The sequence below is a fragment of the Pseudomonas lalucatii genome, assembly GCF_018398425.1.
GTDB lineage: Bacteria > Pseudomonadota > Gammaproteobacteria > Pseudomonadales > Pseudomonadaceae > Aquipseudomonas > Aquipseudomonas lalucatii.
This window is the reverse complement of record NZ_JADPMV010000001.1, coordinates 2,432,231-2,453,349: the sequence shown is the minus strand read 5'-3', so window position 1 is coordinate 2,453,349 and position 21,119 is coordinate 2,432,231. Positions and strand designations below refer to the sequence as shown.

21 protein-coding genes are annotated in these 21,119 nt (G+C 68.0%); 14 read left to right on the top strand and 7 right to left on the bottom strand.

Features of this window, described 5'->3' with window-relative positions; translation table 11 throughout:
* From I0D00_RS11185 to I0D00_RS11175, 3 genes are all read left to right on the top strand, one after another.
* Positions 1 to 492 carry a disulfide bond formation protein B gene (locus tag I0D00_RS11185; protein ID WP_213639787.1) on the top strand — a complete coding sequence of 164 codons (492 nt, stop codon included), beginning with the start codon at positions 1 to 3 and terminating at the stop codon, positions 490 to 492.
* Positions 493 to 759: 267 nt separating this feature from the next.
* Complete coding sequence (gene rsd / locus I0D00_RS11180; RefSeq protein WP_213639786.1) at positions 760 to 1,233, top strand: sigma D regulator; 474 nt, start codon at positions 760 to 762, stop codon at positions 1,231 to 1,233.
* A gap of 289 nt (positions 1,234 to 1,522) precedes the next feature.
* A complete protein-coding gene (locus I0D00_RS11175; protein WP_213639785.1) occupies positions 1,523 to 2,449 on the top strand; it encodes an AlgP family protein in 927 nt (308 codons plus the stop codon).
* On the opposite strand, the gene I0D00_RS11170 is transcribed toward I0D00_RS11175, so the two are convergent.
* Complete coding sequence (locus I0D00_RS11170; RefSeq protein WP_213639784.1) at positions 2,446 to 2,910, bottom strand: TIGR02444 family protein; 465 nt, start codon at positions 2,908 to 2,910, stop codon at positions 2,446 to 2,448. The two genes, I0D00_RS11175 and I0D00_RS11170, sit on opposite strands and share 4 nt — an antisense overlap.
* Before the next feature lie 50 nt (positions 2,911 to 2,960).
* Between I0D00_RS11170 and I0D00_RS11165 the strand changes: the two genes are divergently transcribed.
* The 4 genes from I0D00_RS11165 to I0D00_RS11150 all read left to right on the top strand — a co-directional run bounded on the left by I0D00_RS11165 (position 2,961) and on the right by I0D00_RS11150 (position 7,029).
* Entirely contained in the window at positions 2,961 to 4,877 is a 1,917-nt protein-coding gene (locus I0D00_RS11165) for an ATP-binding cassette domain-containing protein (RefSeq protein ID WP_213639783.1), read from the top strand.
* Positions 4,878 to 5,071: 194 nt separating this feature from the next.
* A complete protein-coding gene (locus I0D00_RS11160; protein ID WP_213639782.1) occupies positions 5,072 to 5,830 on the top strand; it encodes a TerC family protein in 759 nt (252 codons plus the stop codon).
* 95 nt (positions 5,831 to 5,925) lie between these two features.
* The gene (gene rhtB / locus I0D00_RS11155; RefSeq protein WP_213639781.1) at positions 5,926 to 6,558 is read left to right on the top strand and encodes a homoserine/homoserine lactone efflux protein; all 633 of its coding nucleotides are present in this window, start codon (positions 5,926 to 5,928) and stop codon (positions 6,556 to 6,558) included.
* Positions 6,559 to 6,573: 15 nt separating this feature from the next.
* On the top strand, positions 6,574 to 7,029 hold the full coding sequence (locus I0D00_RS11150) for a YaiI/YqxD family protein (RefSeq protein ID WP_213639780.1): 456 nt from the start codon (positions 6,574 to 6,576) through the stop codon (positions 7,027 to 7,029).
* Between the two features lie 51 nt (positions 7,030 to 7,080).
* Here I0D00_RS11150 and I0D00_RS11145 read toward each other — a convergent pair whose 3' ends face one another.
* From I0D00_RS11145 to I0D00_RS11130, 4 genes are all read right to left on the bottom strand, one after another.
* Complete coding sequence (locus tag I0D00_RS11145; protein ID WP_213639779.1) at positions 7,081 to 7,548, bottom strand: thioesterase family protein; 468 nt, start codon at positions 7,546 to 7,548, stop codon at positions 7,081 to 7,083.
* 116 nt (positions 7,549 to 7,664) lie between these two features.
* Positions 7,665 to 8,327 carry an isoprenoid biosynthesis glyoxalase ElbB gene (gene elbB / locus I0D00_RS11140; protein WP_213639778.1) on the bottom strand — a complete coding sequence of 221 codons (663 nt, stop codon included), beginning with the start codon at positions 8,325 to 8,327 and terminating at the stop codon, positions 7,665 to 7,667.
* Positions 8,328 to 8,340: 13 nt separating this feature from the next.
* Positions 8,341 to 9,171 carry a dienelactone hydrolase family protein gene (locus tag I0D00_RS11135; protein WP_213639777.1) on the bottom strand — a complete coding sequence of 277 codons (831 nt, stop codon included), beginning with the start codon at positions 9,169 to 9,171 and terminating at the stop codon, positions 8,341 to 8,343.
* 117 nt (positions 9,172 to 9,288) lie between these two features.
* On the bottom strand, positions 9,289 to 9,867 hold the full coding sequence (locus tag I0D00_RS11130; RefSeq protein ID WP_213639776.1) for a DedA family protein: 579 nt from the start codon (positions 9,865 to 9,867) through the stop codon (positions 9,289 to 9,291).
* Positions 9,868 to 10,080: 213 nt separating this feature from the next.
* On the opposite strand from I0D00_RS11130, the gene hemB reads away from it, so the two are divergent.
* Entirely contained in the window at positions 10,081 to 11,094 is a 1,014-nt protein-coding gene (gene hemB, locus I0D00_RS11125; protein WP_213639775.1) for a porphobilinogen synthase, read from the top strand.
* Between the two features lie 17 nt (positions 11,095 to 11,111).
* Positions 11,112 to 13,304: a polyphosphate kinase 1 gene (ppk1, locus tag I0D00_RS11120; RefSeq protein ID WP_213639774.1), complete on the top strand. Its 2,193-nt coding sequence runs from the start codon at positions 11,112 to 11,114 to the stop codon at positions 13,302 to 13,304.
* On the opposite strand, the gene ppx is transcribed toward ppk1, so the two are convergent.
* A complete protein-coding gene (gene ppx, locus I0D00_RS11115) occupies positions 13,291 to 14,793 on the bottom strand; it encodes an exopolyphosphatase (RefSeq protein ID WP_213639773.1) in 1,503 nt (500 codons plus the stop codon). The two genes, ppk1 and ppx, sit on opposite strands and share 14 nt — an antisense overlap.
* A 331-nt stretch (positions 14,794 to 15,124) precedes the next feature.
* Between ppx and trxA the strand changes: the two genes are divergently transcribed.
* From trxA to I0D00_RS11095, 4 genes are all read left to right on the top strand, one after another.
* A complete protein-coding gene (trxA, locus tag I0D00_RS11110; protein WP_213639772.1) occupies positions 15,125 to 15,451 on the top strand; it encodes a thioredoxin TrxA in 327 nt (108 codons plus the stop codon).
* 249 nt (positions 15,452 to 15,700) lie between these two features.
* Positions 15,701 to 16,960 (top strand): transcription termination factor Rho, encoded by a 1,260-nt coding sequence (gene rho / locus I0D00_RS11105; protein WP_213639771.1) that lies wholly within the window; start codon positions 15,701 to 15,703, stop codon positions 16,958 to 16,960.
* A 130-nt stretch (positions 16,961 to 17,090) separates the two neighbouring features.
* Positions 17,091 to 18,557, top strand: a complete 1,467-nt coding sequence (gene ubiD / locus I0D00_RS11100) for a 4-hydroxy-3-polyprenylbenzoate decarboxylase (protein ID WP_213639770.1) — start codon at positions 17,091 to 17,093, stop codon at positions 18,555 to 18,557.
* A complete protein-coding gene (locus I0D00_RS11095; RefSeq protein ID WP_213639769.1) occupies positions 18,557 to 19,525 on the top strand; it encodes a CDP-6-deoxy-delta-3,4-glucoseen reductase in 969 nt (322 codons plus the stop codon). The genes ubiD and I0D00_RS11095 overlap by 1 nt, the downstream gene beginning before the upstream one ends.
* Before the next feature lie 52 nt (positions 19,526 to 19,577).
* Here I0D00_RS11095 and I0D00_RS11090 read toward each other — a convergent pair whose 3' ends face one another.
* Complete coding sequence (locus I0D00_RS11090; protein WP_213639768.1) at positions 19,578 to 20,555, bottom strand: NADPH:quinone oxidoreductase family protein; 978 nt, start codon at positions 20,553 to 20,555, stop codon at positions 19,578 to 19,580.
* A gap of 156 nt (positions 20,556 to 20,711) precedes the next feature.
* On the opposite strand from I0D00_RS11090, the gene I0D00_RS11085 reads away from it, so the two are divergent.
* Positions 20,712 to 21,119, top strand: coding sequence for a flagellar basal body-associated FliL family protein (locus I0D00_RS11085; protein ID WP_338050409.1), 408 nt, complete (start codon positions 20,712 to 20,714; stop codon positions 21,117 to 21,119).

The following is a 21,119-nucleotide window of genomic DNA, read 5'->3' as shown; positions in this document are numbered from 1 at the left end:
ATGCCCCTGGCCAGTCCTCGTTCCCTGTACTCACTCGCCTTCCTCGGCTGTCTGCTGCTGATGGGCGCGGCGCTCTATCTGGAGCACGTGGTCGGCCTGGAGCCGTGCCCCCTGTGCATCGTCCAGCGGGTCTGCGTGATCGGCTTCGGCCTGGTCTGCCTGGCTGCCGCACTGCATGCGCCGGGGCGTGGCGGTCGTCGCGGCTATGCCGGCCTGGCGCTGCTGTTCGCCGTTGCCGGCGGCGGCACCGCGGGGCGGCAGATCTGGCTGCAAGGGGTGCCGGCCGATCAGCTGCCGGCCTGTCTGCCGAGCCTCGACTACATGATGGAAGCCCTGCCGTTCCAGGAAATCGTGCGCCTGGTGCTGCACGGCTCGGCCGATTGCGCGGAGGTCAACTGGACCCTGTTCGGCATGAGCATTCCGGAGTGGAGCCTGCTCGGATTCGTCGTCATGCTGGGGTTCGCCCTGGTGCAGTTGCTGCGCCGCGATTGATGCGCAGGCCGTCTTCGCCGGGAGCTCGAGGTGCCGCCCGCCGCGCGGCGAGCCCAGGCGTGGCGTGGGGCACCGATTAAACGGTTGTATGAAATTTTCTCAATCCGGTGCCTTGTCGGCATCGGCCCAGGGGCATAATCTGGCTCGCACGCACCGCCGGAAAGTTGCCGTTAGGCGGTTGCCTTCCCAAGACCATGCACCGATTGACAAAAAACCGTCTCGGATCGGACGTATAACAGGAATACCGATAAGGGAAGTGAGGTCGTCATGCTCGAGAGTTGTCAGAACGCCCAGGAACGTTGGGGTGGGGTTCACCTGCTGATAGACCGCTGGTTGCAGGAGCGCCAAGAATTGGTCGCCGCCTTCGCGACCCTCAGCGACTCCCCGCGAGCGTCCAGCGCCAATGCGCAAACCCTGCAGAAATTCTGTGAAGTGTTGGTCGACTACGTGTCGGCCGGGCATTTCGAGGTCTACGAACAGCTGACCAGCGAGGCCAAGGCCTTCGGTGACCAACGCGGTCTCGAGCTGGCCAAGCAGATCTACCCACGCATCGAGGCGATCACCGAAGTGGCGCTGTCGTTCAACGACCGTTGCGACAACGGCGATTGCCGTGACGGCGTGTCGCTGAGCGAGGAGCTCAATCGCCTCGGCCAGCTGCTGCACGAACGCTTCGAGCTGGAGGACTGCCTGATCGAGGTGCTGCACAACGCCCACCAGCAGCAGGCGACCCCGGCCCTCTGAGCGACTAGCGCAGCCATCGCGCTGCGGGCTCCCGGCGGATTGCCGATGTCACCGACGTCTCGATGTCGCGCGCCAGCCTTCAGCAGGCGCGTGCCCTTCCTGGTCGTGCCCGGCGCGCCGGCAGGCGCCCTGTCCGGGGCCGATCCACGGCTGCGCCGCACACCGGACCTGGATCGCTCGGAACCCGGCGGACAGGGGCCGGGCTCCGGCGGCGATAGCCAGGGCGAACTAGCGAGCGCCGTTCCCGAGGGCTAGTATGGCTGCACCTACCCCCACCCGGAGGCGCGCCATGTCGGCCAAGAAGAACGCTAAGAAAAATACGGTTGGTACCCCCCTGCACCTGCTTCATCAGCTATCCGGCAGTCTGCTCGAGCACTTGGAAAAGGCCTGTGCGCAGGCGCTGGCCGATGCCGAAAAGCTCCTGGCCAAGTTGGAGAAGCAGCGGGGCAGCGCCCAGGAAAAGCTGCACAAGGCTCGCGGCAAGCTGCAGGACGCGGCCGCAGCCGGCAAGGCCAAGGCGCAGGCCAAGGCCAAGACCCTGGTGGCCGAGCTGGAGGAGTTGCTCGATACCCTCAAGGCACGGCAAACCGAGACGCGCGGCTACATTCTGCAGCTCAAGCGCGATGCCCAGGAGAGCCTGAAGCTCGCCCAGGGTGTCGGCAAGGTCAGGGAAGCCACGAGCAAGGCGCTGAGCAGCCGCGAATCCAAATCGGCCGGCGCGGGCGCGGCCAGCAAGGCCGCGGCGGCCAAGCGCCCTGCGGCTAAGGCCCCGGCCAAGCCCGCGGCCAAGAAGCCCGCCGCCGCGGTCGCGAAGTCAGCTGCTACCCCCGCCGCCGCGACGGCGCCGAAGCCCGCCGCCAAGCCCGCCGCGCGCTCGGCCGCCAAGGCTCCTGCCAAGCCGGCCGCGCCTAGGGCCGCGACCAAGGCCCCGGCGCGGGCCGCCGCCAAGCCCGCGGTCAAACCCGCTGCCAAGACGACCGATGCGTCCGGGGCGGCCGCGGCCAAACCGGCCGTGAGCAAGGCGCCGAGAAAACCGGCGGCCAAAGCTGCGGCCAAGCCGGCCGCGAACAGGCCGGTGGCCCGCAAGCCCGCTGCCGCCAAGGCCGGCAGCGCTGCATCGACGGCGGCCGCCGCCGAGCCGAGCGCCGCGACGCCGAGCGGCGCCCCGAGCGGCGCCCCGAGCGGCAACGGCAGCACGCCGCCGGCCTCGTCCTAGGGCAACCGGGCGGCGGCGCGCAATAGCGCCAGTGCCTCGTCGTCCGCTGCCGCGCCAGCCGGCGCCAGGGCCTGCAACCAGGCCGCAGACACCCGCGGGGCCGTGCCCGGCCAGGCGCCGCAGGCCGCGGCCAGGCGCTGCAACTGCAGCCGTTCCGCTTCCAGCTCCAGGCGCTTGATGTGCTCGCGCAGCGCGGCCAGGGCGTCGTCGCCGCGGGCGGCGGCGCGCCAGTCCTGGCGGAGCTGGCGCAGAGGCTCGACCACCTGGCGCCGCCAGGGTTGGGCGAGGCCCTGCAGTTGCTCGGCGCGCTGGGGGCTGCAGGCGACGCCGCGGCGCTCGAGCCAGACCGCGCAGATCAGCAGGCAGACATCGGCGCCCTGCTCCTGCAAGCGCAGGCAGGCCGCCTCGACGCCGGGGCGCTGGTAGTAGTCTTTGGCGAAACGCCACAGATCAGTGGACATGGTGCTTTCCGGGTATGTGGCAGGCGACTCTGGTAGACTCCGCCGCCATTATGATCCGACTCCAGAACCTCACTCTACAGCGTGGTCCGCAACGCCTGCTAGAAGGCGCCGAGCTGACCCTGCACGCCGGCCAGAAAGCCGGCCTGATCGGCGCCAATGGCGCCGGCAAATCCAGCCTGTTCGCCCTGCTGCGCGGCGAGCTGGGCCCCGACGCCGGCGACTGTCTGCTGCCGGCGGACTGGCGCATCGCCCATATGCGCCAGGAGGTCGATACCCTGGAGCGCCTGGCGGTCGACTACGTGCTCGACGGCGACGTCCACCTGCGCCGCCTGCAGGCTCAGCTGGCGGTGGCCGAGACGGCCCAGGATGGCGCCGCCATCGCCCGCCTGCACACCGAGCTGGACAGCGCCGACGGCTATACGGCCGCCGCCCGCGCGCGCAAGCTGCTGGCCGGCCTGGGCTTCGAGCATGGGCAGATGGACCGCCGCGTCGGCGACTTCTCCGGCGGCTGGCGCATGCGCCTGAACCTGGCCCAGGCGCTGATGTGCCCGTCGGACCTGTTGCTGCTGGACGAACCGACCAACCACCTGGACCTGGATGCCATTCTCTGGCTGGAAGGCTGGCTGAAGAGCTATCCGGGAACCCTGCTGCTGATTTCCCACGACCGCGACTTCCTCGACGCGGTGGTCGATCATGTGGCCCACCTGGACCAGCAGAAGCTGACCCTCTATCGCGGCGGCTACTCGGCCTTCGAGCGCACCCGCGCCGAGCGTCTGGCCCAGCAGCAGCAGGCCTACGAGAAGCAGCAGGCGCAGCGCGCGCACATGGAAAAGTACATCGCCCGCTTCAAGGCCCAGGCCACCAAGGCGCGCCAGGCGCAGAGCCGGATCAAGGCCCTGGAGCGCCTGGAGGAGCTGGCCCCGGCCCATGTCGATTCGCCCTTCGACTTCAGCTTCCGCGAGGCCGGCAAGATCTCCAGCCCGCTGCTGGACCTGGCCGAGGGACGCCTCGGCTACGGCGACAAGGCGGTGCTGGAACAGGTCAAGCTGAGCCTGGCGCCGGGCGCCCGCCTGGGCCTGCTGGGGCCGAACGGCGCCGGCAAGTCGACCCTGATCAAGAACCTGGCCGGCGAGCTGCAGCCCCTCGGCGGCCGCCTGCAGCGCGGCGAGAACCTGGTGGTCGGCTATTTCGCCCAGCACCAGCTCGACGCCCTCGACGACCAGGCCAGCCCGCTGCTGCACCTGCAGCGCCTGGCGCCGAGCGAGCGCGAGCAGAGCCTGCGCGACTTCCTCGGCGGCTTCGATTTCCGCGGTGCGCGCTGCGACGAGCCGGTGCTGAACTTCTCCGGCGGCGAGAAGGCGCGCCTGGCCCTGGCCCTGATCGCCTGGGGGCGGCCCAACCTGCTGCTGCTCGATGAGCCGACCAACCACCTCGACCTGGAGATGCGCCTGGCCCTGACCCTGGCCCTGCAGGAGTTCGCCGGGGCGGTGGTGGTGGTGTCCCACGACCGCCATCTGCTCAAGAGCACCACCGACGAGTTCCTCCTGGTCGCCGACGGCCGGGTGCAGGCGTTCGACGGCGATCTCGACGACTACGCGCGCTGGCTGCTGGACTACCGGGCCCGCCAGGCGCCGGCCCCGGCGAACGGCGGCGAGGCCGGCCTCGAGCGGACCGACAAGCGCGCCCAGCGCCAGGCCGCCGCGGCGCTGCGCCAGCAGCTGGCGCCGCACAAGCGCGAGGCCGACCGCCTGGAGAAGGAGCTGGGGCAACTGCACCAGCGCCTCGCCGGGATCGAGGCCCGCTTGGGCGACAGCGCCCTGTACGAGGCGAGCCGCAAGGACGAACTGCGTGACCTGCTGGCCGAGCAGGCCGGGCTCAAGGGCCGCGAAGCGGAGCTGGAGGAGCGCTGGCTGCTCGCCCTGGAAACGCTCGAAGCCCTGCAGCGTGAGCTGGAGGCGGCCAGTTGAGCCGGTGCATGGCGTTCAAGCGGCCCGGCGAGCGGCTTGGCGAGGCTGCCGGGCAAGGCCTCGCAGCGAGGCGAAGTAGAGGTGGCCCGCGACCCAGTCGATAGCGACTGGTTGATTCAGCTGTTCAGCGCACCCTGCGCCCGTGGCGCGGCGGTGCACACTAAAACCCTGGCAAACATGAGACCGAACGCACTATGGAATGGCTCGCCAACCCGGAAATCTGGGTCGCATTTCTCACCCTGACCGCCCTGGAAATCGTCCTCGGCATCGACAACATCATCTTCATCTCGATCCTCGTCAGCCGCCTGCCCAAGGCCCAGCAGCCGAAGGCGCGCTTCTTCGGCCTGGCCCTGGCCATGGGCACGCGCATCCTGCTGTTGCTGTCGATCACCTGGGTCATGCGCCTGACCGCCGACCTGTTCCAGGTCTTCGGCCAGGGCATCTCCGGGCGCGACCTGATCCTGTTCTTCGGCGGCCTGTTCCTGTTGTTCAAGAGCACCATGGAGATCTACCACAGCCTGGAGGGGGCGGAAGAGGCGCAGCAGGCTGCCGGCAAGGCCTATGGCTTCATGGGCATCATCGTGCAGATCGCCATCATCGACATCGTCTTCTCCCTGGACTCGGTGATCACCGCGGTCGGCCTGGTCGACAACGTGCCGGTGATGGTCGCGGCCATCGTCATCTCGGTGATCGTGATGATGCTCTCGGCCAGCACCATCAGCGACTTCATCGACAAGCACCCGAGCCTGAAGATGCTCGCCCTGTCGTTCCTCATCGTGGTCGGCACCGTGCTGGTGGCCGAGTCCTTCGAGGTGCATGTGCCCAAGGGCTACGTCTACTTCGCCATGGCCTTCTCCCTGGCGGTCGAGGCGATCAACATCCGCCTGCGCGGCGCCATGGCGCGCAAGAAAGGCGTCGAGCCGGTGCACCTGCGCAAGGGCGCGCCGGACTGATCGGGCGTCTGGCCGCGGCGCAGCGCAAAGGGTAGGCTGAGAGGCCTGCCCTTTTTTCTGGGGCATCCTTCAATCATCGTCTCGAGGTATTCGCCATGGCCCTGCAGACCTGGCTCGCGTTTTTCGTCGCCTGTTGGGTGATCAGTCTGTCGCCCGGCGCCGGGGCCATCGCCTCGATGTCCGCGGGCCTGCAATACGGCTTCTGGCGCGGTTACTGGAATGCCCTGGGCCTGCAGATCGGCCTGGCGCTGCAGATCGCCATCGTCGCCGCCGGGGTGGGGGCGATCCTCGCCGCCTCGGCGCTGGCCTTCAGCCTGATCAAGTGGTTCGGCGTGCTCTACCTGGTGTACCTGGGCTATCGCCAGTGGCGTGCGCTGCCGGCCGACATGGCGGCCGGCCCCGCGCAACGGCCGCTTGGCCGGCCGCTGACCCTGGTGGCGCGCGGCTTCCTGGTCAACGTCAGCAACCCCAAGGCGATCGTCTTCATGCTCGCCGTGCTGCCGCAGTTCCTCGACCCCCATGCGCCGTTGCTGGCGCAGTACCTGCTGATGGGGGTGACCATGATCTGCGTCGATCTGCTGGTCATGGCGGGCTACACCGGCCTGGCCGCGCGGGTCCTGCGCCTGCTGCGTACGCCGCGCCAGCAGCGCCTGATGAACCGCTGTTTCGGCGCCATGTTCATCGGCGCCGCGGCGCTGCTCGCCACGGTACGTCGGGCGCCGGCCTGAGGAGATTATTGTTCGATGCGTGTCTGGATCGATGCCGACGCCTGCCCGCGGGCGGCCCGGGATCAGCTGGTGAAGTTCGCCCTCAAGCGTGGCTTCGAGGTGGTGCTGGTGGCGGGCCAGGCGGTGGCCCGGCCGGGCTTCGCCTGCGTGAAGCTGATCGTGGTGCCCAGTGGCCCGGATGCGGCGGACGACTACCTGGTCGAGCACGCCGTGCCGGGCGAGCTGGTGATCTGCAGCGACGTGCCCCTGGCCGACCGTCTGCTGAAGAAGGGCGTGGCCGCCCTCGATCCGCGCGGGCGCGAGTTCGACGAGCGCAACATGGGCGACAAGCTGGCCACCCGTAACCTCTTTACCGAGCTACGCGAGCAGGGCCAGGTCGGCGGTGGCCAGGCGGCCTATGGGGACAAGGACCGCCAGGCCTTCGCCAACGCCCTGGATCGCATCCTGACTCGTTTGAGCAGGATGGGTTGAGGCGCGGCGCCGACACCCATCGCCCCCGGTATCGCTGCGTTCACCCCCGTCCTAACCGCACAGGTAGGTGCCGGTACCGACCGCCACCAGCGTGCCTTCGTCGTTGTGCAACTCGCTGCGCACCACCGCCACCTTGTTGCCCGAGCGCAGCAGCACCGCGCTGGCGGTGAAGCCGCGGCCGCGGCCGGGGCGCAGGTAGTCGATGCGCAGGTCGATGGTGCCGAGCTTGGACAGCCGCGCCAGGCGTTCGCCGGCGGGCAGTTGCTGGTGGCGCTCGAAGGCGCCGATCAGCGCCATGGCGCCGCCGGCCACGTCGAGCAACGAGGCGATCACCCCGCCGTGGAGGATGCCGTGCATGAAGTTGCCGATCAGCTCGTCCTTCATCGGCAGGCTCATGGTCACCCGTTCCGGCGACAGTTGCTCGAGCTGGATGCCGAGCAGCTGGTTGAACGGGATGCGCTGGAAGAAGCCGCTCACCGCCTGTTGCAGCTCGGGGGTGAGTTCGAAAGGTTGGGTCATGGAGCGTGCGCCTGGGAATGATGGCGCCACGCTGCCGCAGTGCGCCGGGCTTGACCAGTGGCGCGGCGGGTGTGCCGCGCGCATTGGCGGGATTGGCGTAGCGCTACCGCGTCGGCTCAGCCGGCATGGACCAGTTCGAGGACCCGATCGACCAGCTTGTTGATCCCCGAGGCGGCCTGGCTGATCGACTGGGCGAGCATGTAGGCCGGGGTGCTGACCAGCTTGCGCGCAGGATCTTCGACTATCTCGCTGACCTCGCATTCGCAGTGCACGGCGCCCATTTGGGTCAGGGCCGCGGCGGTGTCGTGGTCGTTGCCTATGGTGCATTCCACGCCGTTGCCGAAGATCCGCGCCGCCAGCACCGGCGAGATGCAGATCAGGCCGATCGGCTTGGCGGCGTCGGCGAAGGCCTTGGCCGCCGCCAGCACGTCGGGCTGCACGGTGCAGTTGGCGCCGCTCAGGGCGAAGTCGGAGAGGTTCTTCGCCGCGCCGAAGCCGCCGGGCAGGATCAGCGCGTCGAAGTCGTCGATATGCAGCTCGCGCACGTCCTTGATCTTGCCGCGGGCGATGCGCGCGGACTCGACCAGCACGTTGCGGCTCTCGTCCATCTCGTCGCCGCTGTAGTGGTCGACCACGTGCAGCTGCTCGACGTTGGGCGCGAAGCACTGCACCTGGGCGCCGCGCTGGTCGAGGCGCAGCAGGGTGATCACGCTCTCGTGGATTTCCGCGCCGTCGTAGACGCCGCAACCGGACAGAATCACCGCGACTTTCTCTTTCATCTAATACTCCTGGTCATTGGGCTGGGCCGAGGTGGCTGCGCAGGAAGCGTCTGGCTAGCTGCTGGGCATCCCTGGCGAGTTGCGGTTGGTAGGTGGCCAGATCGCTGAGATGGTCGAACACATGATCGGCCTGAGCATAGCGCTTCACCTGGATCGCGCCGGAGGGCAGCTGGCGCAGGGCGTCCAGACACTGGCGGTGATCGGTGATGTGGTCTTCGCCGGCCAGCAGCATCAGTTGCGGCGGCTGCGGCGTCATCTGCCGGCGCAGTTCGGCGGGAAAGCCGCAGTAGGGGTAGTAGAGGATCGCCGCCCTGACCCGCGCCAGGCCCTGGCGGCCGGGGGCGGCGAAACCGTGACCGGCCTCGCCGGCATAGGCCAGGGCGTCGAGAATGCTCCAGCCGCCGTGGGAGAAGCCCAGCAGGGCCAGGCGCTGGCCATCGACCCGGGGCAGTTGCGCGGCCAACTCGATGGCGGCGTAGACGTCCAGGGCGCGCTGGTTGCCCCACAGTCGTTTGCCGGCGCACACCGCGCGCCAGTCGTCGATGCCGCGGGCGCCATAGCTGTCGACGAACAGCGTGGCGTAGCCGGCCGGCAGCAGCCAGGCATTGACGCTGTCGAGCAGCGCCTGGCGTTGCCCGCTGCAGCCGTGGAACACCAGCACGGTGGCGAAGGGGCCGTCGCCCGCCGGGGTGAACAGGCGCAGGTGCGGGGCCAGGCGGGCCTTGGCGCTGGCCAGGTCGTCGGCCTGCGGCAGCAGTGCGGCGCGATAGGGGTAGAGGCCGAGCAGGGCGGCGGTGCTCAGCAGGGCGAGGCCGATCAGGAACCAGCGAAGAGGTCTGCGCATACTGTCGTCACATGGCGTTCGGGCTGTCTGGGCGCCTCGCGAGAGGCGCCGGCGGACGGGGCGGCATCCCTACAATGCTAGCCGCAGACCTCGCCCGGCGATACGCCGCCGAGAGAATTACGGCGTCTGCGCGTTGCCCTCGGCGCCGCCCGGGCGCGATCGCTGGTGGCGCCAGCAGAGCGTTCCCAGCAACAGCAGCAGGGCGCCGAGGAGATAGAGCTGATAGCGGCGAAAGTCGCCGAACAGCACCTCCAGGCTCGCGCCCAGGTGGTAGGCGGCCAGGCCCAGGCCGCCGGCCCAGAGTGCCGCGCCGATGCCGTCCAGCAGCAGGTAGCGGCGCCAGGAGTAGCCGGACAGGCCGATGGCCAGGGGCATCACCGTGCGCATGCCGTAGATGAAGCGAAAGCTCAGCACCCACAGGTCCGGGTGGCGCCGCAGGTGGCCGAGCGCCTTCTCGCTCAGGGCCTGCCAGCGCGGGCGGCGCTCGATGACCTGGCGGCCATGGCGGCGGCCCAGGCAGTACCACAGCTGGTCGCTGGCATAGGTGCCGCAGAAGGCGCACAGCACCACGCCCTCGATGCTCAGGTAGCCGCGCAGGGCCAGGTAGGCCGCCAGCAGCAGCGACATCTCGCCTTCGAGGAAGGTGCCCAGGATCAGGGCGGGATAGCCGAATTGCTGCAGCAGGTCGTCGAGCATGGAGCGCATCGTCAGGCGGGGGTGTCCAGCCTACTCCCTCGGGGCGGCGGGGAAAACCGCCGGCGACTCGACGGCGGCGCGCCAGCACGGTCACAATGCCCCTCCGACCACTGCGACCCGCCGTCGCAGACTCGATCCGGCTGTCATCTATTGGTCATAATGACCGCTTATAACTGTCACACTCGCCCGTCCGCGCGGGCTCTGGAGTCTGCCGTGAGCTTTACCCCCGCCAACCGCCTGTTCCCCGCTACCCGCCTGCGCCGCAATCGCCGCGACGAGTTCGCCCGGCGCCTGGTGCGCGAGCACCGCCTGAGTGTCGACGACCTGATCCTGCCGGTGTTCGTGCTCGACGGCGACGGCCGCCGCGAGGCGGTGCCCTCGATGCCCGGCGTCGAGCGGCTGTCCATCGACCTGCTGCTGCAGGAAGCGGAGCGCTGGGTGGCCCTGGGTATCCCGGCGCTGGCGCTGTTCCCGGTGACGCCGCTGGAGAAGAAGTCCCTGGACGGCGCCGAGGCCTGGAACCCGGACGGCATCGCCCAGCGCGCGATCCGCGCCCTGCGCGCCAGGTTCCCCGAGCTAGGGGTGATCAGCGACGTGGCCCTGGACCCCTTCACCACCCATGGCCAGGACGGCATCCTCGACGACAGCGGCTACGTGCAGAACGACGTCACCGTCGACGCCCTGGTCAAGCAGGCGCTGTCCCATGCCGCGGCCGGCGCCCAGGTGCTGGCGCCCTCGGACATGATGGACGGCCGGGTGCAGGCGATCCGCGAGGCGCTGGAGCTGGCCGAGCACAGCAACGTGCGCATCATGGCCTACTCGGCCAAGTACGCCAGCGCCTACTACGGGCCGTTCCGCGATGCGGTCGGCTCGGCGGCCAACCTCGGCAAGGGCAACAAGCTCGGCTACCAGATGGACCCGGCCAACAGCGACGAGGCCCTGCACGAGGTGGCCGCCGACCTGGCCGAAGGCGCCGACATGGTCATGGTCAAGCCGGGCATGCCCTACCTGGACATCCTCGCCCGGGTGAAGAACGAATTCCGCGTGCCGACCTTTGTCTATCAGGTCAGCGGCGAGTACGCCATGCACATGGCGGCGATCCAGAACGGCTGGCTCTCCGAGGCGGTGATCCTCGAGTCCTTGACGGCTTTCAAGCGCGCCGGCGCCGATGGCATCCTCACCTATTTCGCCGTTCGCGCGGCAGAACTCTTGCAGCAGGGGCGCTAGTCCCCCAGGACGACACGATGAACACCGAAGGACTCACCCAGAGCGAAGTGCTCGATCCCCAGCAGCCGCCCGTCGAGTTGCCGGAGCCGGCGCCCGTCGAGGCGCCCACCCCGGCGCCGCCGCTGGTGGTGCCGAGCCTGGACGACAGCAGCCTGTACATCCACCGCGAGCTGTCGCAGCTGCAGTTCAACATCCGCGTGCTGGAACAGGCGCTGGACGAGTCCTATCCGCTGCTCGAGCGGCTGAAGTTCCTGCTGATCTTCTCCAGCAACCTCGACGAGTTCTTCGAGATCCGTGTCGCCGGCCTGAAGAAGCAGATCAACTTCGCCCGCGAGCAGGCCGGCGCCGACGGCCTGCAGCCGCACCAGGCGCTGGCGCGGATTTCCGAGTTGGTGCACGAGCAGGTCGGCCGCCAGTACGCCATCCTCAACGACGTGCTGTTCCCGGCCCTGGCCAAGCACAACATCAATTTCATCCGCCGCCGCCACTGGAACACCAAGGTCAAGGCCTGGGTGCGCCGCTACTTCCGCGACGAGATCGCACCGATCATCACCCCCATCGGCCTCGACCCGACCCATCCCTTCCCGCTGCTGGTGAACAAGAGCCTGAACTTCATCGTCGAACTGGAGGGCGTCGACGCCTTCGGCCGCGACTCGGGCCTGGCGATCATCCCGGCGCCGCGGCTGCTGCCGCGGGTGATCCGGGTGCCGGAGGAGGTGGGCGGTCCGGGCGCCAACTACGTGTTCCTCTCCTCGATGATCCACGCCCATGCCGACGACCTGTTCCAGGGCATGAAGGTCAAGGGCTGCTACCAGTTCCGCCTGACCCGCAACGCCGACCTGTCGGTGGACACCGAGGACGTCGAGGACCTGGCCCGCGCCCTGCGCGGCGAGCTGTTCTCGCGGCGCTACGGCGACGCGGTGCGCCTGGAGGTGGTCGATACCTGTCCGAAGCACCTGACCGACTACCTGCTCAAGCAGTTCGGCCTGACCGAGGGCGAGCTGTACCAGGTCGGCGGCCCGGTCAACCTGACCCGGCTGTTCAGCATCACCGGCCTGGATAGCCACCCGGAACTGCAGTACACGCCCTTCACCCCGGTGATTCCCAAGCTGCTGCAGAACAGCGAGAACATCTTCAGCGTGGTCAGCAAGCAGGACATCCTCCTGCTGCACCCCTTCGAGTCCTTCACCCCGGTGGTCGACCTGCTGCGCCAGGCGGCCAAGGACCCCCACGTGCTGGCGATCAAGCAGACCCTGTACCGCAGCGGGGCCAACTCGGAGATAGTCGATGCGCTGGTCGAGGCGGCGCGCAACGGCAAGGAGGTCACCGCGGTGATCGAGCTGCGCGCGCGCTTCGACGAGGAGTCCAACCTGGCCCTGGCCAGCCGCCTGCAGGCGGCCGGCGCGGTGGTGATCTACGGCGTGGTCGGCTTCAAGACCCACGCCAAGATGATGCTGATCCTGCGCCGCGAGAACGGCGACATCGTCCGCTACGCTCACGTCGGTACCGGCAACTACCATGCCGGCAACGCCCGCCTGTACACCGACTACAGCCTGCTCACCGCCGATGTGGCCCTGGGCGAGGACGTCGCCAAGCTGTTCAGCCAGCTGATCGGCATGGGCAAGACCCTGCGCATGAAGAAGCTGCTGCATGCGCCCTTCACCCTGAAGAAGACCCTGCTCGATCTGATCGGCCGCGAGACGGTGCTGGCCGGCGAGGGCAAGCCGGCGCACATCATCGCCAAGTTCAATTCGCTGACCGACGCCAAGATCATCCGCGCGCTGTACAAGGCCAGCCAGGCCGGGGTGAAGATCGACCTGGTGGTGCGCGGCATGTGCTGCCTGCGCCCGGGCATTCCCGGGGTCTCGCACAACATCCAGGTGCGCTCGATCATCGGCCGCTTCCTCGAGCACACCCGGGTGTTCTACTTCCTCAACGAGGGCGAGGAGAAGATCTACCTGTCCAGTGCCGACTGGATGGAGCGCAACCTGGACAAGCGCGTGGAGACCTGTTTCCCGGTGGAGGGCAAGAAGCTGATCACCCGGGTGAAGAAGGAACTGGAGAGCTACCTGACCGACAACACCCAGGCCTGGGTGCTGCAGCCGGACGGTCGCTACCTGCGCTGCAGTCCGACCGGCAACCAGAACTCGCGCAGCGCCCAGGCCGCGCTGCTGGAGAAGCTGACGGCGCCGGTGGTCAGCGCACGCTGAGGTCGATGCCGACGCGCTTGAGCCACTCCGCTTCCTGGGTGAAGTCGGCCAGGGTCAGCGGGTTGGCCGCCAGCCAGTCCTCGGGGAAGTGAATCTCCAGGCGGCTCTCGGCCGCCCGCAACCGCACCCGGGGCATTTCCTGGGTGCCGCGGATGTGGTGGAAGAGGATGGCGAAGCGCAGCAGGGCGCACAGGCGCACCAGCTTGATGCCTTCGGCGCCGAAGTCGGCGAGCCTGTCCTTGGGGATGTTGCGTCGGTGGCCGCGTACCAGCAGCGCCAGCATCTGCTGGTCGAGGCGCGAGAAGCCGGCCAGGTCGGAGTGTTCGACCAGGTAGGCGCCGTGCTTGTGATACTGGTAGTGGGCGATGTCCAGGCCGATCTCGTGGACCCGTGCGGCCCAGACCAGCAGTTCGCGGTGCCAGTCGTCGCCCAGGCCCCAGCTGTCCTGCACCTGCTCCAGTGCCTCCAGGGCCTTGCTCTCGACCCGCGCGGCCTGTTCCAGGTCGACGTGGTAGCGCTCCATCAGCGCGCTCAGGGTGCGCTCGCGCACGTCCTCGTGGTGGTGGCGGCCGAGCAGGTCGTAGAGCACGCCTTCGCGCAGCGCCCCTTCGGAATGTTTCATGCGCTGGATGTCGCAGGCGTCGAACACGGCCTCGAGAATCGCCAGGCCGGCGGGAAAGATCGCCCGGCGGTCGGGCTTGATGCCGTCCAGGGCGAGCTTGTCCACCTCGCCGAGCTTGAACAGCTTGCGCTTGAGCCAGGCCAGCCCCTCGGGGTTGACCTCGCCCGTGCCCAGGCCGGCGGCCTGGATGGCCAGGCATACCGCCTTGATGGTGCCGGAGGCGCCGACCGCGTCCTCCCAGTTGTGGCGGCGCAGGGCCTGCTCGATGCCCATCAGCTCCAGGCGTGCGGCGGTGTAGGCCTGGGCATAGCGGGCCGGGGTGATCTTGCCGTCGCGGAAGAAGCGCTGGGTGTAGCTCACGCAGCCCATCTGCAGGCTCTCGCGCAGCAGCGGTTCGAAGCGCTGGCCGACGATGAATTCGGTGCTGCCGCCGCCGATGTCGGCGACCAGGCGCTTGCCCGGGGTGTCGGCGATGCTGTGGGACACGCCGAGGTAGATCAGGCGGGCCTCCTCGCGGCCGGAGATGACCTCCACCGGGTGGCCGAGGACTTCCTCGGCGCGGCGGATGAACTCGCCGCGGTTGCGCGCCTCGCGCAGGGCATTGGTGCCGACGATGCGCACCGCGCCTTCCGGCAGGCTGGCGGTCAGCTGGGCGAAGCGGCGCAGGCAGTCGAGGCCGCGGACCATGGCCTCCTCGCTGAGCAGGCGCTGCTCGTCGATGCCGGCAGCCAGCTGGACCTTGTCGCCGAGGCGCTCGAGGATGCGGATCTCGCCGTGGTCGGCCTTGGCCAGAACCATGTGGAAACTGTTGGAGCCCAGGTCGATAGCTGCAATCAAGGGGAAAGACTCGGCAGGGGTATGCGGCATGGAGCATAGGTCTCTGTGTGGAACGCTGCCATCCTGCCACGATAGGCCGGGTGAGCCAACGCATAGTGACCCTGCCGCCACCGCCAGGAGGCCGCGTCGCACCAGTCGAGCCTGTGCGGCGCCGGGGTTGCAGTCTGCCGCGAGCGGCGCAATATTCTTCGGTGGCGAGGGGCATGGCCCTGGTTCGCGGCGGGGTGTTGGTGGTGCGCCGGAAGGGGCGCAGGCCCATAGATTGGTTCAATAGTGCCTATCGATGGCCCTCGCCTTCCTGCGCCGCCAAAGCCGGGCTATGATGCCAGCCACTTTTTGCTTCCGAACACGGAGACTTTCCATGAGCGAATTCATCACCAACGTCAGCGACGCTAGCTTCGATCAAGAAGTTATCCAGGCTGAAGGTCCGGTACTGGTCGACTACTGGGCGGAGTGGTGCGGCCCATGCAAGATGATTGCCCCGGTGCTCGACGAGATCGCCCAGACCTACCAGGGCAAGCTGAAGGTCTGCAAACTGAACATCGACGAAAACCAGGACACCCCGCCGAAGTACGGCGTGCGCGGTATCCCGACCCTGATGCTGTTCAAGAACGGCAACGTCGAGGCGACCAAGGTCGGCGCCCTGTCCAAGTCGCAGCTGGCCGCCTTCCTCGACAGCAACATCTAGAGTCGCCGTACACGAAAAAGCCCCGTCACTCGCGGGGCTTTTTTCTGGCCGAAGGCTAGACGCCTTCGTCGGGCCGGTGTTACATTCGGCCTCGCTGCATTTCCTATGCAGCCCCCTGCATAGCCGTCGCCGACGCATTCCTACTCGAATCTTTCGCTACACCAGCAGGCGATCCAGTCGCCTTCTCAGCGGCGCGGCCTTCCAAGCTATCTAGCTTATCTTCCCTCCTTCAATGATTACGTCATTCCTATGAATCTGACCGAACTCAAGCAAAAGCCGATCACCGAACTGCTGGAAATGGCCGAACAGATGGGCATCGAGAACATGGCCCGTTCGCGCAAGCAGGATGTGATCTTCTCGCTGCTGAAAAAACACTCGAAGAGCGGCGAGGAGATCTCCGGTGATGGCGTGCTGGAGATCCTCCAGGACGGTTTCGGCTTCCTCCGCTCCGCGGACGCCTCCTATCTGGCCGGCCCGGACGACATCTACGTCTCGCCGAGCCAGATCCGCCGCTTCAACCTGCGCACCGGCGACACCATAGTCGGCAAGATCCGCCCGCCGAAAGAAGGCGAGCGGTACTTCGCGTTGCTCAAGGTCGATACGATCAACTACGATCGCCCGGAAAACGCCAAGAACAAGATCCTGTTCGAGAACCTGACGCCGCTGTTCCCCACCAAGCGCCTGGTCATGGAAGCCGGCAACGGCTCCACCGAAGACATCACCGGTCGGGTGATCGACCTCTGCGCGCCGATCGGCAAGGGCCAGCGCGGCCTGATCGTGGCGCCGCCGAAGGCCGGCAAGACCATCATGCTGCAGAACATCGCGGCCAACATCACCCGCAACAACCCCGAGTGCCACCTGATCGTCCTGCTGATCGACGAGCGCCCGGAAGAAGTGACCGAGATGCAGCGCACCGTGCGCGGCGAAGTGGTCGCCTCGACCTTCGACGAGCCGCCGACCCGCCACGTGCAGGTCGCCGAGATGGTGATCGAGAAGGCCAAGCGCCTGGTCGAGCACAAGAAGGACGTGGTCATCCTGCTCGACTCCATCACCCGCCTGGCGCGGGCCTACAACACCGTGATCCCCAGCTCCGGCAAGGTGCTCACCGGTGGTGTCGACGCCCATGCCCTGGAGAAGCCCAAGCGCTTCTTCGGTGCCGCGCGCAACATCGAGGAGGGCGGCTCGCTGACCATCCTCGCCACCGCGCTGGTGGAAACCGGCTCGAAGATGGACGAGGTGATCTACGAGGAGTTCAAGGGCACCGGCAACATGGAGCTGCCGCTGGACCGGCGCATCGCCGAGAAGCGCGTGTTCCCGGCGATCAACATCAACCGCTCCGGCACTCGCCGCGAGGAGTTGCTGACCGCCGAGGACGAGCTGCAGCGCATGTGGATCCTGCGCAAGCTGCTGCACCCGATGGACGAGATCGCCGCCATCGAGTTCCTCATCGACAAGCTCAAGGCGACCAAGACCAACGACGAGTTCTTCCTGTCGATGCGTCGCAAGTAAGCCGCTGGGCTGTGACGAAGGCCGGGGAAACCCGGCTTTCGTGCATCTGCACGCCCGCTATCCTTCTGAATAACCCAGTTCGGCGCTAAACTTTGCGCCCCCACTGGCTGGCCCGAGACGAGGCTCCTGCATGCAGTATCGCGACCTGCGCGACTTTATCCGCGGTCTGGAACAGCGCGGCGAACTCAAGCGCATCCAGACGCCGATTTCCCCCGTGCTGGAAATGACCGAAATCTGCGACCGCACCCTGCGCCGCGGCGGCCCGGCGCTGTTGTTCGAGAACCCCACCGGTTTTACTACGCCGGTGCTCGGCAATCTGTTCGGCACGCCCAAGCGGGTGGCCCTGGGCATGGGCGCGGAGGAGGTCGGCGAGCTGCGCGAAATCGGCAAGCTGCTGGCTTTTCTCAAGGAGCCGGAGCCGCCGAAGGGCCTGAAGGATGCCTGGTCCAAGCTGCCGATCTTCAAGAAGGTCCTGGCCATGGCGCCCAAGGTGCTCAAGGACGCGCCGTGCCAGGAGGTGATCGAGGAAGGCGAGGACGTCGACCTGGGCAGGCTGCCGGTGCAGACCTGCTGGCCGGGGGATGTCGGGCCGCTGATCACCTGGGGCCTGACCGTCACCAGGGGGCCGAACAAGGAGCGACAGAACCTCGGCATCTACCGCCAGCAGGTGATCGGTCGCAACAAGCTGATCATGCGCTGGCTCAGCCACCGCGGCGGTGCCCTGGATTTTCGCGACTGGTGCGAGAAGTACCCGGGCCGCCCCTATCCTGTGGCGGTGGCCCTCGGCGCCGATCCGGCGACCATCCTCGGCGCCGTCACCCCGGTGCCCGACAGCCTCTCCGAATACGCCTTCGCCGGCCTGCTGCGCGGCCACAAGACCGAGCTGGTCAAGTGCCGCGGCAGCGACCTGCAGGTGCCGGCCAGTGCCGAGATCGTCCTCGAAGGGGTGATCCATCCCGGCGAGATGGCCGATGAAGGGCCTTACGGCGACCACACCGGCTACTACAACGAGGTGGACCGCTTCCCGGTGTTCACCGTCGAGCGCATCACCCGCCGCCAGCAGCCCATCTACCACAGCACCTACACCGGGCGGCCGCCGGACGAGCCGGCGATCCTCGGCGTGGCGCTCAACGAAGTCTTCGTGCCTATCCTGCAGAAGCAGTTCCCCGAGATCACCGACTTCTACCTGCCGCCGGAGGGCTGTTCCTACCGCATGGCGGTGGTGACCATGAAGAAGCAGTACCCGGGGCATGCCAAGCGGGTGATGCTCGGCGTCTGGTCGTTTTTGCGACAGTTCATGTACACCAAGTTCGTTATCGTCACCGACGACGACGTCAATGCGCGGGACTGGAACGACGTGATCTGGGCCATCACCACGCGCATGGACCCCAAGCGCGACACCGTGCTGATCGACAACACGCCGATCGACTACCTGGACTTCGCCTCGCCGGTGTCCGGGCTGGGCTCGAAGATGGGCCTGGACGCCACGCACAAGTGGCCGGGGGAAACCACCCGCGAGTGGGGCCGGGTCATCGTCCAGGACGAGGCGGTCAAGCGGCGGGTCGACGAACTATGGACCGAGTTGGGAATCGATTGATGCGTGTCACTCTGCAACCTTCAGGCGCGGTACTCGAGGCTCGGCCCGGCGAGCGCATCCTCGACGCCGCCCGGCGCCTGGGCTACGACTGCCCGCAGAGCTGCCGCAACGGCAACTGCCATGTCTGCGCGGCGCTGCTGGTCGAGGGGCGGGTGCGCCAGGGCGATGCCGAGCTGGACCATGGCGAGCTGCTCACCTGCCTGGCCGAGCCGCTGGGCGACTGCGTGCTGCACTGGGACGGGGTGATGGCCCCCGGCGAACTGGCGGTGCGCGAACTGAGCTGCCAGCTGGTCGATTGTGTCGAGGTCGGCGGCGACGTGTTCCGCGTGCAGCTGCGCACGCCGGCCGGCAAGAGCCCGCGCTACCATGCCGGCCAGTACCTGCTGCTGCAGCGCGAGGACGGCGAGTACGCCGCCTTCTCCCTGGCCTCGGCGCCGCACTGCGGCCGCGAGCTGGAGCTGCACATCCTCGCCCGCGACGAGGCGACCCGCGGCCTGCTGGCCTTCCTGCGTCGCCAGGGTTTCGCCCGGGTGCAGCTGCCGTTCGGCGACACCCATCTGGCCGAGCTGCCGGCTGGGCCGTTGGTGCTGATCGCCGCCGGCACCGGCATGGCGCAGATGCACAGCCTGATCGAGCACTGCCGCGCCGCCGGCTTCAAGCATCCGGTGCACCTGTACTGGGGCGCGCGACGGCCCGAGGACTTCTATCAGCTACCGTGCTGGGGCGACTGGCAGCAGCTGGACAACCTGTTCCTGCATCAGGTGGTCAGCGACCAGTGCGCCTGGTCCGGGCGCTGCGGCCTGCTGCACGAGGCGGTGCGCGAGGACTTCGCCGACCTCAAGCCGCTGCATGTCTATGCCAGCGGCTCGCCGGCGATGGTCTACGCGACCCTGGATGCGCTGGTCGAGGCGGGCATGGATGCGCACCAGATGCGCGCCGACGTGTTCGCCTACGCGCCCAGAGGCTGAACGCCGTCGACGAACAAGGCCGCCGGTTGGCGGCCTTGTTCGTTGGCCCGGTCTATCTGACCCGGACCACCAGCTTGCCGACGGCCTTGCGCTGGCCGAGGCAGTCGATCGCCTGACCGGCCAGCTCCAGTGGAAAGGTCTGCGACACCAGCGGCTTGAGCTTGCCGGCGGCATGCCAGGCGAACAGCTGCTGGAAGTTGGCGGCGTTGTCCTGGGGCTGGCGCTGGGCGAAGGCGCCCCAGAACACCCCGACCACCGCGGCGCCCTTGAGCAGGGCGAGGTTGACCGGCAGTTCGGGGATGCGCCCGCTGGCGAAACCCACCACCAGCAGGCGGCCGTTCCAGGCGATGCTGCGGATGGCGGCGTCGAACTGGTCGCCGCCCACCGGGTCGTAGATGACATCGGCGCCCTGGCCGCCGGTCAGGCGCTTGACCTCGTCCTTCAGGCTCTGCTGGCTGTAGTCGATCAGCTCGTCGGCGCCGGCGGCGCGGGCCACCTCAAGCTTCTCCGCGCTGCTGGCCGCGGCGATCACCCTGGCGCCCATGGCCTTGCCGATCTCCACCGCGGCCAGGCCGACGCCGCCCGAGGCGCCGAGCACCAGCAGGGTCTCGCCGGGCTGCAGGTCGGCCCGCTGCCTGAGCGCGTGCATCGAGGTGCCGTAGGTCATGCCGAACGCCGCGGCGCTGGTGAAGTCCATGCTCGGCGGGATGGCCATGACGTTGTAGCCCGGCACCGCGACCTCTTCGGCGAAGCTGCCCCAGCCGGTCAGGGCCATGACCCGGTCGCCGACCTTGAGGTGGCCGACCTTCTCGCCGACCGCGCGGACCACGCCGGCCGCCTCGCCGCCCGGGGCGAAGGGGAAGGGCGGCTTGAACTGGTACTTGCCCTCGATGATCAGGGTGTCGGGGAAGTTGACCCCGGCGGCATGCACTTCGAGGAGCACCTCGTTCTTCTTCGCCTCGGGGCTGGCGACTTCTTCCAGGACCAGGGTTTCGGCAGGGCCGAAGGCTTTGCACAGCACGGCTTTCATCGGGGCTCGTCCTCTGGGGGTATGGCCCGCAGTGTAGGAAGTCGACGGCGGCGGTCAACGAGCATGGCCGGCCCTGATGGCGGGGCATAAGCGCCGGGCTTGGGTGTCGAGCCGGCAATGGCTATGCTAGGCGGCAACCTCGTGGAGATCTCGTTCGTGAAAGTCCTAATCGCTGCACTGCTCGCCCTGTCGCTACCGCTGTCGGCCCTGGCCGAAGAAGAGGAGGAGAAAGCCGCCGCGCCGCAGGTGATCTACCACAGCCTGTTCCCGGCCCTGGTCGGCAACTTCGGCAGCGGGCCGAAGCTGAAGTTCTACAAGGCCGATGTGGCCCTGCGGGTCAGCGGGCCGGAGGCCCAGGCCAAGGTCAAGCATCACGAGCCGCTGATCCGCAATCAGCTGGTGATGCTGTTCGCCCAGCAGACCGAGGAGGGCCTGAGCGCGCCGGATGCCAAGGAGGCCCTGCGCCAGGAGGCATTGCAGCAGGTGCAGCAGGCACTGACCCAGGAGGAGGGCCAGCCGGTGGTCGAGGACCTGCTGTTCAACAACCTGATCCTGCAGCGCTGA